This is a genomic window from Flavobacterium sp., assembly GCF_041392005.1.
In the GTDB taxonomy this organism is placed as follows: Bacteria; Bacteroidota; Bacteroidia; order Flavobacteriales; family Flavobacteriaceae; genus Flavobacterium.
The window spans coordinates 1-18482 of record NZ_JAWKMX010000024.1; the positions used below are offsets into that span (position 1 = coordinate 1).

Annotated in this window: 16 protein-coding genes; 3 read left to right on the forward strand and 13 right to left on the reverse strand. The window is 30.5% G+C overall.

Annotation, left to right across the window (positions count from 1 at the left end; all coding sequences use genetic code 11):
* The 8 genes from R2808_RS09935 to R2808_RS09970 form a co-directional block, all read right to left on the reverse strand.
* Nucleotides 1-145: cytidylyltransferase domain-containing protein (locus tag R2808_RS09935; RefSeq protein WP_371270867.1), on the reverse strand; the 145-nt coding region annotated here is incomplete at its 3' end.
* Nucleotides 146-254: 109 nt separating this feature from the next.
* Nucleotides 255-1691: a TolC family protein gene (locus R2808_RS09940; RefSeq protein WP_371270837.1), complete on the reverse strand. Its 1437-nt coding sequence runs from the start codon at nucleotides 1689-1691 to the stop codon at nucleotides 255-257.
* Entirely contained in the window at nucleotides 1672-4875 is a 3204-nt protein-coding gene (locus R2808_RS09945; RefSeq protein WP_371270838.1) for an efflux RND transporter permease subunit, read from the reverse strand. The genes R2808_RS09940 and R2808_RS09945 overlap by 20 nt, the downstream gene beginning before the upstream one ends.
* Before the next feature lie 21 nt (nucleotides 4876-4896).
* Nucleotides 4897-5985 carry an efflux RND transporter periplasmic adaptor subunit gene (locus R2808_RS09950; RefSeq protein WP_371270839.1) on the reverse strand — a complete coding sequence of 363 codons (1089 nt, stop codon included), beginning with the start codon at nucleotides 5983-5985 and terminating at the stop codon, nucleotides 4897-4899.
* A 91-nt stretch (nucleotides 5986-6076) separates the two neighbouring features.
* Nucleotides 6077-6460, reverse strand: coding sequence for a hypothetical protein (locus R2808_RS09955; RefSeq protein WP_371270840.1), 384 nt, complete (start codon nucleotides 6458-6460; stop codon nucleotides 6077-6079).
* A gap of 91 nt (nucleotides 6461-6551) precedes the next feature.
* Nucleotides 6552-7124, reverse strand: a complete 573-nt coding sequence (locus R2808_RS09960) for a DUF4126 domain-containing protein (RefSeq protein ID WP_371270841.1) — start codon at nucleotides 7122-7124, stop codon at nucleotides 6552-6554.
* A gap of 1 nt (nucleotide 7125) precedes the next feature.
* Entirely contained in the window at nucleotides 7126-9546 is a 2421-nt protein-coding gene (locus R2808_RS09965) for a YfhO family protein (protein ID WP_371270842.1), read from the reverse strand.
* A gap of 88 nt (nucleotides 9547-9634) precedes the next feature.
* Complete coding sequence (locus R2808_RS09970) at nucleotides 9635-9901, reverse strand: DUF4834 family protein (RefSeq protein WP_371270843.1); 267 nt, start codon at nucleotides 9899-9901, stop codon at nucleotides 9635-9637.
* 107 nt (nucleotides 9902-10008) lie between these two features.
* On the opposite strand from R2808_RS09970, the gene R2808_RS09975 reads away from it, so the two are divergent.
* Both R2808_RS09975 and R2808_RS09980 read left to right on the forward strand, forming a co-directional pair.
* Complete coding sequence (locus R2808_RS09975; protein ID WP_371270844.1) at nucleotides 10009-10980, forward strand: transporter; 972 nt, start codon at nucleotides 10009-10011, stop codon at nucleotides 10978-10980.
* A gap of 44 nt (nucleotides 10981-11024) precedes the next feature.
* Nucleotides 11025-12146: a GTP cyclohydrolase gene (locus R2808_RS09980; RefSeq protein WP_371270845.1), complete on the forward strand. Its 1122-nt coding sequence runs from the start codon at nucleotides 11025-11027 to the stop codon at nucleotides 12144-12146.
* Nucleotides 12147-12246: 100 nt separating this feature from the next.
* Here R2808_RS09980 and R2808_RS09985 read toward each other — a convergent pair whose 3' ends face one another.
* From R2808_RS09985 to R2808_RS10000, 4 genes are all read right to left on the reverse strand, one after another.
* Nucleotides 12247-12909 carry a LuxR C-terminal-related transcriptional regulator gene (locus tag R2808_RS09985; protein ID WP_371270846.1) on the reverse strand — a complete coding sequence of 221 codons (663 nt, stop codon included), beginning with the start codon at nucleotides 12907-12909 and terminating at the stop codon, nucleotides 12247-12249.
* 108 nt (nucleotides 12910-13017) lie between these two features.
* Nucleotides 13018-13665: a response regulator gene (locus R2808_RS09990; RefSeq protein WP_371270847.1), complete on the reverse strand. Its 648-nt coding sequence runs from the start codon at nucleotides 13663-13665 to the stop codon at nucleotides 13018-13020.
* A gap of 1 nt (nucleotide 13666) precedes the next feature.
* A complete protein-coding gene (locus tag R2808_RS09995) occupies nucleotides 13667-15379 on the reverse strand; it encodes a sensor histidine kinase (RefSeq protein ID WP_371270848.1) in 1713 nt (570 codons plus the stop codon).
* A gap of 306 nt (nucleotides 15380-15685) precedes the next feature.
* Nucleotides 15686-16945, reverse strand: coding sequence for an aminotransferase class I/II-fold pyridoxal phosphate-dependent enzyme (locus tag R2808_RS10000; protein WP_371270849.1), 1260 nt, complete (start codon nucleotides 16943-16945; stop codon nucleotides 15686-15688).
* A 125-nt stretch (nucleotides 16946-17070) separates the two neighbouring features.
* Here R2808_RS10000 and R2808_RS10005 point away from each other — a divergent pair, with 125 nt between their 5' ends.
* Entirely contained in the window at nucleotides 17071-17646 is a 576-nt protein-coding gene (locus tag R2808_RS10005; protein ID WP_371270850.1) for a non-canonical purine NTP diphosphatase, read from the forward strand.
* Here R2808_RS10005 and R2808_RS10010 read toward each other — a convergent pair.
* Nucleotides 17643-18251, reverse strand: coding sequence for a trimeric intracellular cation channel family protein (locus tag R2808_RS10010; RefSeq protein WP_371270851.1), 609 nt, complete (start codon nucleotides 18249-18251; stop codon nucleotides 17643-17645). The two genes, R2808_RS10005 and R2808_RS10010, sit on opposite strands and share 4 nt — an antisense overlap.
* Between the last annotated feature and the right edge of the window lie 231 nt (nucleotides 18252-18482).

The following is an 18482-nucleotide window of genomic DNA, read 5'->3' on the forward strand; positions in this document are numbered from 1 at the left end:
CAACAAAAACATCATCAAATAATTCAGTTAATTTTGCTGCTTCATACGTTCGAACAATTACTGATTTTCCTCCTAAATCTTGAAGTAATTTTGCAGGAAATCGTGTAGAAGCATAACGAGCAGGAATGACGGCTATGATTTTCATGTAAAAAATTTTAGCCAAAGTAAGTAAAGAAAATGCAATTTTCAAGTACAAAAATAAAAAAAGCCGATTTCTTATTGAAACCGACTTTTAAAATTATGAACAAAAGTTATTAATTCCACCCTCCGCCAAGTGCTTTATATAAATTAACCATGGTAATGAATTGATTTTTTTTAGTTTCTATTAAATCTTTTTTTGCTTCTAAAACATCGCGTTGTGTAAGTAAAACTTCCATATAATCAGCTCGTGCCGATTGAAATAACTGTTTTGCTATTTCAACCGATTCATTTAAAGTACCTACTTGTTTGTTTTTGTAATCAAAACTATTTTGATAATTATCAACGGCATTCATTTGCGTAATCACTTCTGAATATGCTTTTAACAAAGCTTGTTCGTAATCAAAAACAGCTTGAATTTGTTTTGCACTAGCATTTTTATATTCCGCTTTTATTGCATTTCTATTAATTAATGGCATCATTGCTTCGCCAGCAATTGAATACAATAATGAAGCTGGTGTTGTTATTAAAAACTTAGGATTAAAAGCTTCATAGCCAATACCTGCACGTAAACCTAGTGAAGGATAAAAATTAGCTTTTGCTACTTTAATATTCAATTTTGCTGCTTCTAATTCTAGCGATGCTTGGCGAATATCTGGTCGATTTTGTAACAATTGTGATGGTAAACCTTGATTTATGAATTGTGGTTGATTAGCAACAAAAGAAGTGGCATTTCTTTCAATTTTTTGTGGCAATCTACCCATTAAAAAGTTAATTCGGTTTTCTACATTTACAATTTCTTGCTGAATAAGATACACTTCACTTTGATTTTTTTGAATTTCGGCTTCGTATCGTTTAACAGCTAAAGAAGTTGTTCGAGCAGCATCTTTTAATAACTTGATAATTTCTAATACATTAGTTTGTAAAGTAATGTTAGAGTTTAAATTTTCTAATTGATTATCAAGAGCTAAAAGTTCATAATAAGAACTTGCTACTTCTGCAACTAATGATGTTTTTAAAAAATTCATTCCTTCTTGCGAAGCTAAATATTCCATTACAGCCGCTTTTTTAGAATTACGTAATTTTTTCCAAATATCGACTTCCCAAGTACTGTATAAACCAAAAGTATAATTAGATAAAGGATCGGGAAATTTTTTATCTTCTTTAATATTCAAGTTTTCTTCAACAGCGCCATTACGAGTGTACTCTCCTACTTTATCAAGATCAGCGCCAACACCCAGATTTAAATTTGGTAAATATTCTCCTTTTCTTGCTTGAATTTCGTTTTGAGCAATTGACACTTTTTGCAATAAAATATTCAATTCACGATTATTAACTAAAGTTGAATCAATTAACTTATTCAAATACGGATCATTAAAAAATGTTTTCCATTTTATTGAAGCGCTACTAATTGTATCATCAACCTTAGTTTGAAAATTTTCAGGAAATTTTACTGAATTTTCTTGATTGGTTATTTTTGGTATTCCACAAGAATGTAAAACAATCACTAATATTGGAATTATTGCTAATTTTTTATTTATCGCTATCTTCATCTTTAGCTATTTTTTTAGTTTTTTTAATTTTACCATAATTGGCATCTTCAGTTAAAGGTTTAAAATCTTCATTTTTAATCATTCTTCTACCTTCAGCCATTTTACCAAAAATATAGTACAATCCTGGAATAATAAGAACTCCTATTATTGTACCAAATAGCATTCCACCTAATGCAGCAGTACCAATTGTTCGGTTACCAATTGCACCTGCACCAGTAGCTCTAACTAAAGGGATTAATCCAGCGATAAATGCAAATGAAGTCATTAATATAGGGCGAAAACGCACTTTTGCTCCTTCAATAGCAGCATCGATAAGTAACATACCCTGTTGATGTTTTTGAACAGCAAATTCAACAATTAATACGGCATTTTTACCTAATAATCCAACAAGCATTACTAAACCAACTTGCGCATAAATATCGTTTGCCAAGCCAAACATTTTTAAAAGTAAAAACGTTCCAAAAATACCAACAGGTAATGATAAAATTACAGCTAATGGTAATATAAAACTTTCATATTGCGCCGATAATACGAAGTATACAAATATTAATACAATGGTAAAAATTACTATCGCTTCGTTTCCTCTACGTGCTTCATCAAAAGTTAAACCTTCCCATCCTACATCATATCCGTGTGGTAAGTGTTTTTTAGCTACTTCTTCAACTGCTTTAATAGCTTCACCTGTAGTGTAACCTTTTGCTGGTACTGCTCGAATTGCTGCAGAATTATACAAATTATAACGTGTAATTTCATTTGGTCCTTGGCGTTTTTCCAATTTCATAAAAGCTGAATAAGGCACCATTTCACCATGATCATTTTTAACATAATAATTTAATAAATCATTAGCAAATCGACGATATTTAGGATCGGCTTGAACGTATAATTTGAAAAAGTTGTTAAAACGAATAAATCCTTGTTCGTAAGTACTACCAATTAAAATATTCAAATTTTCCATAGCTTTACCTATTGAAACCCCTTTTTGCATGGCAGCAGCATTATCAATTTTAATTTCTAATTGTGGATAATTTGCTGCATAAAAAGTAAATAAACCAGTGAGTTCTTTACGTTTTGCCAATTCGGCCATGAATTCTTTATTGATACGGTCAAATTCATGATAATCTTCTCCATTTGTTTTATCTAATAAACGAAGCGAAAGACCTCCTGCAGCTCCATAACCAGGAACAGCTGGCGGTTCAAAATATTCGATTACAGCACCAAAATCTTTTGATTTTTCTTCCAGTTCTTCAATAATTTCATGAACGGAATGATGACGTTCATCCCATGATTTAAGGTTAATTAAACATGTACCTGCGTTTGAACCACGACCTTCGGTTAAAACTTCGTAACCAGCTAATGATGAAACTGACTGAACGCCTTCAACTTCTTCAGCTAATTTTTGAAGTTTTCGAGCAACAGCATTAGTAGTTTCTAATGTAGAACCAGGTGGTGTTTGTATAATAGCATAAATCATACCTTGATCTTCACTAGGTATAAAACCAGCTGGCAATGTATTATTTACAAGAAAAATTCCCACTGACGCAGCAGCAATAATTAAGAAAGTTACTAATCTTTTTGAAATAATTTTTTGTAAAAATCGTACGTATCTTCCGGTTAATCTATCAAATAAACGATTAAAACTGTTTATGAATTTATCAATAATCGATTGTTTTTTCTGTCCATGATTGTGTTTTAAAATCATTGCACATAAAACAGGAGTAAGTGTTAAAGCAACAATACCAGAAATTACAATTGAAGAAGCCATAGTAATTGAGAATTGTCGGTAAAAAATACCAACAGGTCCCGTCATGAAAGCAACTGGAATAAATACGGATGTCATTAATAATGTTATTGCAACAATTGCTCCTCCAATTTCTCCCAATACTTTTTGTACTGCTGGATATGGTCCAATATGCTCTTCTTCCATTTTAGCATGGACCGCCTCGACGACGACAATGGCATCATCAACTACAATACCAATTGCTAAAACTAATGCAAACAATGTAATTAAGTTGATGGTAAGCCCAAACATTTTCATTACCATAAAAGCACCAATTAATGAAATTGGAACAGCTATAGTTGGAATTAAAGTTGAACGCCAATCACCTAAAAATAGGAATACTACAATAGCTACTAAAACAAAAGCTTCAACCAAAGTATGAATTACTTTATCAATCGATGCATTAAGGAAACTCGAAACATCATAACTCACTTCATACTTCATACCAGGTGGAAATGAAGGCTTTAACTCTTCCATTTTAGCTTTTACAAGATCAATAACATCACTTGCGTTACTACCATAAACCTGCTTTAATTGAATTGCAGCAGAAGGATAACCGTCTTTATTGGAATAGATATCAAAAAATTCACTACCAAACTCAACTGTTCCAATATCTTTTAGCTTAATAATTTCACCTTCAGAATTGGCTCGAACAATAACATTTTCATATTGTTCGGGTTTGTTATATCTGCCTTCATACACCAAAACATATTCTAATGATTGTGCTTGAATACCTGTTGCCTGTCCTAACCTACCTGGACGACCAATAATACTTTGTTCGGCAAAGGCTTCCATAACTTCATCAGTAGATACGTTATAAGCTCGCATTCTATCTGGATCAAGCCAAACACGCATTGCATAATTACGATTACCTAATATTTGTGCTTGTGAAATACCGTTAATCCTTTGAATTTCAGGAATAATATTGACGTTTGCGTAGTTGTATAAAAATTTTTCTTCAGCACCTTTTTCGGTACTATATAAATTAATATACATTAACATACTCGGCTGTACCACATTAACAATTACCCCTTCGAGCTGTACTAAATGGGGTAAGTTATTAATAACCTTATCCACACGGTTTTTTACATTTACTACCGCTTGATTGGGATCGGTACCTAATTCAAAGATAATTTGTATAGTAGCTTCACCAGCACTAGTTGCATCAGAAACAATATATTTCATTCCAGGAACACCATTTATAGAACGTTCAAGAGGAATAATTGAAGATTTAATTAATACATCGGCACTTGCACCTGGATAAGCAAGTGTTACAATTACACGTGGAGGTGCAATTTCTGGAAATTGTGAAACGGGAAGTGTTTTAATAGATAACATTCCCAAAAAGACAATTAGCAGTGAAACTACAATTGCCAATACGGGTCTTTTTATAAAGTTTTTAAACATAAGTTTTAAGATTTAAGGCAATTATTCTGCTTCAAGTTCTAAATTAGAAAATACTTTAGCAGGTTCTTGATAGTCTACTTCAATGGTTTCACCATCTTTTACTTTACGAAGTCCATCAAGTAAAATTTTATCATCTTTAGTTAAACCTTTAGTTACAATAAACAAATACGGCAATTCATTTTCAGAAACTTCAATTTGTTTTTGATGCACCACATTTTTATTGTCAACAACAAACACATATTTACGAGCCAATACTTCAAATGTTGCTTTTTGAGGAATTAATATTGCATTTTTAACTTGAGAATCTAATACTACGTTTCCTGTTTGCCCATGACGTAAAATTTTATCAGGATTTTGAAATGTTGCTCTAAATTCTATATTACCCGTTTCGTTGTTAAATTCACCTTCAATAGTTTCAATATTCCCTTCTTGATTAAAGAATTCACCATTTGCTAAACGAAGACGAACTTTTTGATCTTCTCCTTTAGTTTTTTTAGTCATATAATTGAGATAAAATATTTCGGGAACATTAAAATACACCCACATTTTACTATTATTAGATAAGGTTGTTAATAATTCGCCTTCTTCTAATAAACTCCCTTCTCTTGCATGAAGTTTATCCATAATTCCACTAAAAGGCGCTTTAACATCAGTAAAACCTAAATGTGTATTTGCCATTTGCAATTCAGCCTTTGCTTTATCTAATTTTGCTTTGGCTAAAGCCAATTCATTAGGAGAAACTACATTTTTATCAGCTAAAAGTTTGGTGTTGTTATATTCTATTTGAGCTAAATTAGCTTCAGCTTTCATTTTTTGAACATCAGCTTCGTATACATTAGGCATTACTTTAAACATTGATTGACCTTGTTTAACGAATTGGCCTTCATCTACATAGATATGTTTTAAATAACCTGCTTCTAATGAACGTAATTCAATGTGTTGAAACGCATGAATTTGACATACATAATCTTTAGAAACAATAGTATCCTTTTGCATTGGTTTAGAAACTAAATACTTAGACACTTCTTTTTTTTCTTCTTTTGATTGACAGTTTGTTAGCATAAGAGTAACGCCAACTACACTAAAAATCCATAATAATTTTTTAGCCATAGCTTTTAAATAAATTTTAAAAAATAATTGAAATAATACGTAAATAGGTTTATTTACGGTATAAATTGTAATTTAAGAAATAAGTAAAAAATCAAATTCTGTACACACAGAATACTTCGTAAATTGGATTTTTTAAACAATAGTTTTTATTACTATTATTTCTTATACTTTTATTACATTGATTCTCTAAAAGAAATAAAGGTAATGTAACAAGATATTTTTTAAAAAAAAGAGATTGAGTTATACTACTACCTTTTTCTAAACTTGATAATTCTGATGATTCAACTTCTACATCTATTACAGAAACTGCCTGTGAAAAGGTAAGTTGCGAAAAATATGATGAATTATGATTATGATTTGAAATTGAAAAAACTTCAATATCATTTAAGGCTTTAGAACAAGTATTTAAAACAAAACTAGCACTCCAAAAAGTGAATAATGATAGTATTAATGCTGCTGTTTTATTGTTGTTCATACCAAAGGCAAAAATATATAAACATCAAAAAACAGAAAAAAAAAAATTCTTAAATTGCTGTTAATATTTTAATAAGAAAATGCAGCAATATTTAGTTATTATTAGCCCTATTTTTTTTGAATTTTTTAAAAAGCTTAACTGCTAAGAATATCATAAGTACAACAATAATAAAAGCTAATATTGGTAAAAATATTGCAATAACTGATACGAAAGAAGCTGTTGCTGTTTCGGTTGTAGCAACAAGTGGGTTTGCCAATCCACCTGTTGTAGCTGTAGAAGTAGCTCTTGTGGCTGCAGTAGCCGTATTTAGTGCTGTAGCCGTTCCGCCACCAGCAATAATAGCTAACCCCCAAGTAAGCATTGGGTCTAAATCGATAAGGGTTGATGCCATTACTACGGTTCCGGCAATACTAGCTAATGGAATTGCTAAACTGTCTAATAAATTATCGATATACGGAATAAAATAGGCAAAAATTTCTACTATTGTAGCAATTCCTAAACAAATTATTGCGGTTGTACTGCCTATCCAAGTAAATGACTCTCCAACAGGAACATAGCCAAAATGCGTTGCTAAACTTAGCACAAAAAGCGGTACAAATACTCGAAAACCAGCGGCAGCGGCTAAACCTATACCTAAACATATACTAATAATAGTTTCTGTCATTTTAAATAATTTTTGCTTTACTCCTCTTTTCAAAATATAGGCCAATAGCAATAAGTAAAATCATAATAACCGAACTTAGTAAAGCTATTATACTTCCTTTTTGTACCACTTCAGGTTTAAATGTAAACTCAACAGTGTGGTTTCCTGCTGGAATATATATACCTCTTAATACATAATCTACATTATAAATAGGTGTTTGTTTTCCATCTATAGTTGCTTTCCAACCATTTTCGTAATAATTTTCTGAAAATACAGCAAAACCATCGTTTGTGTTGTTAGTTTTATATTTTAAGTAATTTGGTTTGTAGGTTTCTAATTGTATTGTGGCTAAACTATCTCGTTTAAACTCGGTTTTTGAAAGTTTAACCTTCGATGTGTTGATTACTGCAACATCTTTTGTTGGCAATTCATCTAACAACTTCATTTCTTCATTAGCGGTGCTTACTTCTTTAATTGCATTTACAAACCAAGCATTACCATTTGCTGTTGGATTTAACATGGCTACTCTTCCTTCTTTTTCATCATCTACAAGTATGTATTTTACATTTAGCATACTAAAAACACTTAAATTTTTATTAGCTAATTGATACGATGCCAGTTCTTGTATTCTTCGTGGTTTGGCGGCATGGTAACCTCCTAAGGATTTATGAAAATAGGAAGTTCGAGCTCCGTTTAATCCTTCGGATTCGTCATATACCCTAAAATGAGTTGTATCTTTTAGTATTTCTTTATCAACTTGGGTTAATTGAAAAGGTTGCTCCATTTGGTTTTTAGCAACAAAACTATCTTTATTTACATAGTTTTTGTCTATAAAAAACAAATCGGCTACCATTAATATTCCTATTAATAAAACTGCGGTTAGTTGTTTTAATTTTTCTTTGTTTACTAAATATAACAACACCCATACAACTAATGCAAACCCCATAGAACGCAATACATCTGATGTGTACATAGCAGCTCTATCGTCTCGTAGTGCTTGCATAAATTCCATTCCATACGCTTGACTATAATAAGCATCGTTTCCGCCAGAAAAATCAAAAAATCCTTTAATTAAAAAAAGAAATACCAAAATACCACCTACAACACTTGCTGTTTTTACAAGTATTTTCCATTGTAATGTTTTATCCACTTTAAAAAATTGATAAAATCCAAGTGTTGCCAATGCCGGAACACAAAGTTCTAGCACTACTTGTATAGAAGATACAGCTCTAAACTTGTTATATAATGGAATATAATCTATAAATAAATCGGTTAGTATTGAAAAGTTTTTGCCCCACGACAACAATAATGCTAGTGCAGCACCTATAGTAAGTGCCGTTTTTAGTTTTTTTCTATTAGGTATAAATAACGCAACCACAAAAAAGAAAAACACTACAATGCCTATATAGGCTGGTGCTGCTACTATAGGTTGACTTCCCCAATAAGTAGGCATTTGCTGCGATACTTCTTTTGCCTCGTGCGGTTGTAAACCTTGTTTTAACAAAAACTGATACATATTAGAATTTTCACTTAAACTTTCGTGATTAGAACCACCAAATAAGCGAGGCGCAATTAAATTTAAACTTTCTGCAACACCATAACTATACTCTGTAATATAGTCGTAGCTCATAGCATTATTATTTATTTTAGGTGTGCCATCTGGGTTAAAAGTTAATTCGCTATTACTGCGGGTAGAAAATTTTGCATATTCGGACGTTGCCATTAAATTAGTTGCATTAACCCCTATTGCTAAAATTGCCGAAATACTAAAAACTCCAATAATTTTTGCTAATTCTTTAAACTGCTTTTCTTTTATAAATTGAATGGAAAAATAAATTCCTACAACTACAAGTAATAACAATAAATAATACGTCATTTGAAAATGATTGGCTTGAATTTCTAATGCAGTAGCTAACATTGTTAATATTCCACCTAAAATGTATCGTTTCTTAAAAACTAACAATACACCCGCTAAAACCATAGGAAAATATGCTATTGCATGAGCTTTTGCATTGTGCCCTACACCTAAAATTATAATTAGATAAGTGGACAAACCAAAGGCTAATGCCCCAAAAAATGCCTTAAGTGGATCTATTTTTAACACCATTAATAAAACATAAAACCCTAAAAAGTATAGAAAAAGATAATCGGCCGGGCGCGGTAAAAAACGTAAAAGCGAATCGAGTTGTTTTATGTAATTATGCGGATATTTTGCTCCTAATTGATAGGTTGGCATTCCGCCAAAAGCACTGTTCGTCCAGTAAGGTTCTTCGCCTGTTTTATTTCTAAAATCGTTTTGCTCTTTTGCCATTCCTGTATATTGCACAATATCGGACTGGTAAATGGTTTTTCCTTCTAAAACAGGATGAAAATAAATAAGTGCCACTACAATAAAACCAATTAATGCTGCAGCGTGTGGCCAAAACGATTTTAATTTTTGCATATAAGTTAATTTTAGTTTGCTAAAGTACATAAAAAAAGGACATTGGTAAACCAACATCCTTAAGAAAACTACTGAATTAATAATTATATTATTCTATTTCTTCAAAATCAATATACTCGCCTACTTTCTTTTTTTCTTTTGGTTTTTCGGTAGAAACTCTTGATTTTTCATTTTGTGTATTTGTATATTGTTGTTGTTGTTTTCGCATTTCATTTTCCATTTTTTGTTGCACTTTATTAGCTGCCTTTTGAATTAGTATAGGAGCAAAAATTCGGGCTAAAAACTTAAATAAATAGTACCCCAAAATTATTATTAATAGCGTTCTAAAAAAACTGGGAATAGAAGCTGTATCCATTTTTTAATCATTTAATTTTCAAATATACTATTATATGTCTATTTTTAAATTAAATAGTTTCTTAAAATTATTATAAAATATTATTTTTGACATCTAAACTATACCGTATGAAAATTTTTAATCTTGTCGTTTCGCTTTCTTTTTTATTCATAACTACGTGTTTTGCTCAATTTACAGACGAAATAAATTCGAATCGTCCTGGAAAATCAATGATGGCGTTTGCAGTAGGAAAAACTATTGTTCAGACCGAATTTGGCATAAATTATAATAGCGAAAACCACGACGTTTTAGGCTACAAAGCTAATGGAATTATTGGCGAATTAGCACTTAGGTATGGCGTTTGGAAAGAAGAATTAGAAGTAATAGGAGAAATTCAATACCAAAAAGACAATTATACTTCTCCGTTTTTAAATGAAAAAAGAAGTGGCATAAAACAGTTAACACTAGGTGCTAAATATTTAGTATATGATCCGTTTAAAAATTATGAAGAAAAACCAAATTTGTATAGCTGGAAAGCCAATCATCGTTTCAAGTGGCGTCAATTTATTCCTGCTGTTGCGGGTTATGCCGGTGTTAATTTTGGTGTTGGCGATAATCCGTTTGATTATGCACCAGATTCTATAGAAAACCCTTCTTTTAGTCCAAAAGCAACTTTAATTGCGCAAAATCATTTTGGTTCTCGATGGGTATTAGTTACCAATATTACTTACGATAAAATAGGAACCGATTTTGCTTCAATAAATTATATTTTAACACTTACTCGTGGGTTTAACGAAAAATGGTCGGGTTTTATAGAAAACCAAGGTTATAACGGCGATTATTATTCTGATGGAATTTTTAGAATTGGCGCCGCTTTTCTATTTGATAAATTTATGCAAATTGATGCTTCTATTGGAAAAAGTTTAAAAAGCACACCCGAAATTATTTATGGTGGTATAGGCTTTTCTTGGCGCTTCGACGATTTGTACGTTCCTGTAAAAATTGAAAAAGACAATGGCAGTAAAATGGATAAAAAAATGAAGAAAAAAGCCGATAAAGAAAAAAAACAGCAACAAAAACGATTAGACCAATTTGAATAAATAATCTTTGTATTAAAATTAAAAATAACGGCTTAAATATATTTATGATTGTAATAAAAAAAGTAACTACGCCAAAAGAATTAAAAGAATTTGTAAATTTTCAATTTACGCTTTTTAAAGGTAATAAATATTGGGTTCCACCATTAATTTCAGAAGAGTTAGCTACTTTTGATAAAGAGAAAAACCCAAATTTAAAAAATTGCGATATAGAATTATACTTAGCCTATAAAAACAATAAAATTGTAGGGAAAGTTGCCGCAATAATAAATTGGGAAGAAGTTAAAACATTAAACAAAAAGAAAACACGATTTGGCTGGTTTGATGTTATTGACGATGTTAACGTTACGGAAGCATTATTAAATAAAGTAACCGAATTTGGTAAAGAAAAAGGCATGAACCATATAGAAGGGCCGCTTGGTTTTTCTAATTTAGATAAAGTTGGGGTTTTAACCGAAGGTTACGACCAAATTGGCACTATGATTTCGTGGTACAGTATGCCCTATTATAAAACACATTTTGAACAACTTGGTTTTGCCGTTGAAAAACAATACCAAGAAAGTGTTTTTTCTATGCTAGATGTCGATATTGCTCCTTATAAACGAGCTAGTAAAATGATACAAGAACGCTATTCGTTACGAGCTTTAAACTTTAAAACAACAAAAGAAATAATGCCTTATGTTGATGAAATGTTTGAATTGTTTAATGTAAGTTACGAAAAACTTCAATCGTTTGTTCCAATTACGCAAGCGCAAATTAATTATATAAAGAAAAAACACATTGGTTTTATTAACCCCGAATATATAAAATTTGTTGTTGATAAAAATGATAAAATAATTTCTTTTGTTATAGTAATGCCCAGCTTTGCTAAAGCTTTACAAAAAGCTAATGGAAAACTCTTCCCTTTTGGCTGGTGGCATTTGTTACAAGCAAAAAAACATGCTAAAGAAGTAGCATTTTATTTAATAGGTGTTCACCCCGATTATCAAAACAAAGGTGTAACGGCCATTCAGTTTGATGTTTTTTACGATGTTTTTAAAGCCAAAAACATTACTACTTGTATTCGAACACCAGAATTAGAAGAAAACCATGCTATGCACAATTTATGGAAAAATTTTAACCCTAAAATTAATAAACGTAGGTGCACTTATTTAAAATATATTGTATAAAAAAAAGGGATTTAAAAAATCCCTTTTAGGCAAAATTATAACCATTAAAACCTAACAAACTTTGCCTTATCAACACAATTTTAAACTAAAAACAATTGTTTTAATACATTGAAGAACTTGCTCCAGAATAGTTTTTATAAAAAGATACGAGTTCTACTAAATTATCGATACCAACTTTCTTAAAAATTCTTTTTTTAATAGTGCTTACTGTATTTTGTCTTATACTCAAAATTTCTGAAATTTCAGAATTTGCCTTTCCATGAGCTAAAAGTCTTGTTATTTCAATTTCTCGTTCAGACAAATCTTCAAAAGCATTAAGTGTTTCATCTTGTGAAATATAATTGTTTAGCATTTTTTCTTGAATATGTTGCGAAAAATATTTTCCTTTAAACATAATTTCGTCTAATGCTAATTTTATTTCAGCTAATTGTGATTTTTTACCTAAAAACCCTGAAATTCCAGCTTTTATTAAACTTAAAATATAGTGACTTTCGGTTAAATTAGTAAATACTAATACCTTTGGTTTTACTGTTAACTCCATAGTTCTATTTAAAAAAGCTTTTGCATCGCCATTACAGCATTGTACATCAATTATTAAAAAGCTAATTGAATTGTTTTTTATGCTTTCTTCGGCTTTACATATAGTATCGGCACAGTATATATCGGCAAAAGGATAATTTGACTTTATGATACTGCGTAAACCTTGTCTGACTACACTTTGTGTATCAACAATTAAAAAACTTATTTTGTTTGAATCATACATAACAATCTAACTAATTAATGTTGTTTCTGTAACAAATTTATTAGTGTTAGTGTAAAAATTATGTAGATATAAAATTAATTGTGTGTAGATTTTTTTCTACAAGGGTGATTATTCTTCAAAATAAACGTTAAAAATTTGAATAAGTTCTGGTAAATTTTGAATTTCTAGCTTTTGAAATACACGGCTTTTTAAAGTACTAATGGTATTTTGTTTAATATCTAGTTTTGTAGAAACCTCTAAATTGCCATAGCCTTTTACTAGCAAAGTAGCTACTTCCATTTCTCTATCAGAAAGTTTGTCTAATGGATTTAAAGGTGTTTTTTTTAAATAACTTTCCAGTATTTGTTCTTGAATGTTAGGCGAAATATGTTTGCCTTTAATTACTAAGTTTTGTAATGCAGTTTTTATTTCTTTTTCTTCGCTTAATTTGTTTAAATAACCTACAGCACCTGCTTTTATATACCGTAGCGCATACAAATCTTCTTCAAAAGCTGTGAAAATTAAAATTTTTAATTTGGGTTGAATTTCTAAAATATTGGGTAAATAACTTAACGAGTTTCCATCGGGAAAACTAATATCTAATACTAAAATATCGAAAGTTGTTTCGTTAAGTTTATGCAAAACTTCTTTTATATTGCCTACTTGTTGTACTTCTGCACTTAAAAATTCTTCTTCTATTAATAGTTCTAAACCTTGTCTAATTATAGAATGATCATCGGCTAGTAAAAACCGTAAATTACTTGTTTTTTCTTCCATTTTATTTATCTAAATACAAAGAGAATGTTACTTTTGTTCCTTTGCCTAATTCGCTATCTACACGAATCGTGCCATTATAAAGTTCTACAATTTCTTTGCAGAGATTTAATCCTAATCCTGCGCCTAAGTTTTTAACTTTTTCCGATATAACACCTTGGTAATACAAATCAAAAATTTTATTTAAATCGTCTTTTGAAATACCAGAACCCGTATCGGAAATTTCTGCTTCTAATTTACAATTTTTATCTGAATTTTGTGTAATTGCAGTAAAAACTTCAATAGTTCCGTTAGACGTAAATTTATTAGCATTTCCTACTAAATTTAAAAACAATTGATGAATTTTTACCGCATCTGAATTTACTGTTAAATCTGCTGGAATAGTGTTTTTTACAAGTAGTTTGTTTCCGCCACTTTCAACATTCGCTCGTAAGGCTTCTAAAATATTGGTTACTTCATCGTTAACATTAAAATGCGTAGGCTTTAATTCGGCTTTTTGAAATTCTCCTTTTGTGTATTCTAATATTTGGTTTGCTTGAAACTTTAGCGAATTGGTTGTAAAATATACCGAGTTTAAGTTTTGTTTTATACTATCGTCTTTTGTTGTATTTAATATTTTTTTAGAAATAATTGAAATAATATTTAATGGCGAACGTATTTCGTGTGATAGCATACCTAATATTCTATTTTTAAAACTTAAGTTGTTTGAAATTTCTTCGTTCGCTTTTTCTAGCCTATCTTCATATTCAAAAGCTATTTTTGTTAAGTAACCTAATGCTAACGACACTACTAACATTATAATTATTAAACCTATAACTGCAAAATTTCGTATGGATTTGTTGGTTTTATATTGTGTGGTAAATTGTTCTACTAAATTGTCTTGCAATTTACTAATTGAAGTGGTATAAATATTTAAAAGTGAGTTACTGTATTCTAAAAGTTCGTTATTTCTTGCTAAAAATGATTTTTCACCATTTTTTAATTTCTGCATTTGATTGCGTAAACTTACAATTTTACTGCTATAGTAGTTGTTAGTGTTTTCAAAAATTTTGGCCATTTGCTCTTGAATAGTACCCGAACTTAGCTGTTTGCCAAATTTCATAGTAACTACCACATTTACTTTTTCTTTTTGCACATCAACATCGCCTTTTAATGCGCTACCAATTCTCCCAAAAAGACCTTTTTTCTTCACACTATCTACTTCAACTGTTGATTGTACATCAATACTATTGAGTACATCTTTATAGTTGTAGGATTGAATGTTTAAGTCTTCTAAATTAAACGATTCTAATTTTGTTTTTTCATTTACAATAGAATCAATCATATTTTTAAAATTGTCTTTATCTATTTGTAAAGTATCGGCTATTTCAAGTTTTTTAAACTCTGGAAACACAAATGTAGAATCGGTTAAAGTGTTAAGGCTTGTATTAAACTTTTGTAAAGAATTTTTATATTGTTTTAATAACGAATCTTCGTTTTTAACCAATAACGATTGAAAACCTTGTTGAGCATTAAAAAGATCGGTTTGTGTAGTCGCTAAATACTCTTTAAGTTGTTTGCTTCTATCAATTTTTTTCTCTATTTCGTCTAATTTTCTTTCATTAACAATTTCGTTATAAAAGAAAATTACTAATAAAACCTGAAGCAATATAATACAAACGAGTAATGTATAATGTACCGTTTTTCTGTACTTAAAATTTAAAGGTACTAATTTCATACTAAGGCTTTTAATTTATTTAGATAAAAATACTACAATTTTTATACCATGCAAAATTTAACAAGAAATAATCAATAAAAAAACCCACCTTATTAGGGTGGATTTGATTATAGTCGTAAAATGCTTTATTTAACCCGTTGGGTGCAATTACTCCAAATCGTCAATTCGAGTAAAATTCTTTTAGAATTTTATATCGAGAATCGATTTGAAAGTAATTCTTCCTAGTTTTCGATACGATTTTCTATCAAAAATCACTCAAACTGACGGAAATAATTACCTATTTTAATTACACCCAACAAGGTTTATTTATTCAACGTTTTCAACATTAGCTTCTGCTAATTTTTTATAAGTTCCATTAACTAATTTTTCACGAATAGCTTCAAATGCGGCTAATGTATCTTCAATATCTTGCATAGTATGCGAAGCCGTTGGTATCATTCGCAATAAAATAATTCCTTTTGGAATTACTGGATATACAACAATTGATAAGAAAATGCCATAATTTTCGCGTAAATCGTTTACCATTACCATTGCTTCTGGTATAGAACCTTCAAGATAAACTGGAGTTACACAAGTATTGGTATCGCCAATATTAAAGCCTTTTTCTTTTAAACCGTTTTGTAGTGCGTTTACGTTTTCCCAAAGTTTGTTTTTTAATTCGGGCATGGTACGCAACATTTCCAATCGTTTTAAAGCACCAATAGTTTGAATCATTGGTAACGATTTAGCAAACATTTGCGAACGTAAATTGTATTTTAAATAATCGATAATATCTTTATCAGCAGCCACAAAAGCACCAATACTTGCCATTGATTTTGCAAATGTTGAGAAATACACATCTATACCTTCTTGGCAGCCTTGCTCCTCTCCTGCTCCAGCACCGGTTTTACCTAATGTTCCAAAACCATGAGCATCGTCAACTAAAAGTCTAAAATTGTATTTTTTCTTCATTTCTACAATTTCTTTTAACTTTCCTTGTTGCCCACGCATACCAAAAACACCTTCGGTAATAAAAAGAATTCCACCGCCTGTTTCTTCTGCCATTTTGGTTGCACGTTGCAGGTTTTTCTCCATACTTTCTAAATCGTTGTGTTTATAGGTAAAACGTTTACCCATGTGTAAACGAACGCCATCTATAATACAAGCATGCGAATCTACATCGTACACAATAATATCGTTTTTGGTTACTAAAGCATCAATAATTGATACCATACCTTGATAACCAAAGTTTAATAAGTAAGCGGCTTCTTTTTGAACAAAAGCTGCCAATTCATTTTGCAATTGTTCATGATAGGTTGTATGACCACTCATCATTCGAGCTCCCATTGGGTAAGCGGCTCCCCATTGTTGCGCAGCTTCTGCATCGGCTTTTCTAATTTCTGGATGATTGGCTAAACCTAAATAGTCGTTAATACTCCAGTTTAAAATTTCTTTTCCATGAAACTTCATTCGTGGACCTAAATCGCCTTCTAACTTTGGAAATACATAATACCCTTCTGCTTGCGAAGCCCATTTTCCTAACGGTCCTTTATTATCTTGTATTCTTGCAAATAAATCTTTTACCATAATTTAAAAGTGTTTTAAAAACGGGACAAAAATAATAATAAATTTTACTTTTTAATAATTTATTTGGAGTTCATTTTTTTAGAAATCGTTTTCTTATTTTTGAGCTAAATTTAAAATTCATTTTTATGACGATTGTTTTTGCCTCTACTAATAAAAATAAAATTTCCGAGATTAAACAGTTACTTTCTGCTTCTATTAAACTATTGAGTTTAGAAGATATTGGATGTTTTGAAGATATACCTGAAACCGCTGAAACTATTGAAGGAAATGCTATTTTTAAAGCCAATTATGTTAGCAAAAAATACGGTTACAATTGTTTTGCAGACGATACCGGTTTAGAAGTTGGTGCTTTAAATGGTGCGCCTGGTGTGTATTCGGCACGTTATGCTGGCGAACAAAAAAATGCTGATGATAATATGAACAAACTTCTTGAAAGTTTAAAAAATAAAAACAATAGAGATGCGCAATTTAAAACCATAATTGCACTCCGTATTAACAACGAGCAACACTTATTTGAAGGAATTGTAAAAGGCAAAATAATTGAAGAAAAAAAAGGAGCAAAAGGTTTTGGTTATGATCCTATTTTTGTTCCAGAAGGATTTGATAAAACCTTTGCCGAGATGGAAATGAGTGAAAAAGCAGCACTAAGCCATCGTGGTATTGCTACAAGAAAATTGATTGCTTTTTTAGAAAATATTTAAGGTTTTATTTGTAAAACAGGTAAACTCCAATTATAACGAACGGCTCCTAATCGAACTACAATTATTAAAATTGAAGTTATCAATTCATTTACTGAATCTTCTAAGCCTACTTTTCGTAAAATAAAAAATACCAAACCGCCAATTATGCAAATCGTAGCATAAATAGTTCCTTTTTGTAATAAAAGTGGAATTTCGTTACACAAAATATCGCGAATTAATCCGCCAAAAGTTGCTGTAATTGTTCCCAATGCAATACAAATTATTGGGTGCAAACCGAAGGCTAACCCTTTTTCTATACCAATTAATGTAAAAACACCTAAACCAATAGTATCAAAAAGGAATAACGATATTCGAAGTTTATTTAAATAATTGCGAAACAAAATAGCTACAATATATGCAATTAGTATAAGATACACATAATTTACATCTTGCATCCAGCCAACTGGTGTTCTGCCTATTAAAGTATCGCGCAAAGTTCCACCACCTAGTGCCGTTACAAAAGCAATTATGAATACCCCAAACAAATCGAGTTTTTTATTAATTGCCGTTAAAACGCCCGAAATAGCAAAAACAAAAACACCTATAAAATCTAAAACTTCAATCATTTTGCAAAGATATTATTTCTCTTATTTTTTACATTTTTATATTTTAAGTCTAAACAGATACAGTTTATTAGTTTACAGTTAACGGTTTACAGTTTGTATTTAACAAGAAACTGGAAGTTAGAAGAAATTTTAACTTTCGGTTTCTTTGTTTGTTGTTTTTTAGTATTTTTATTAGCGGTTAGCTTTTAGCTGTAAGCGATTAGCGAATTAGCGAATTAGTCAATTATGAGT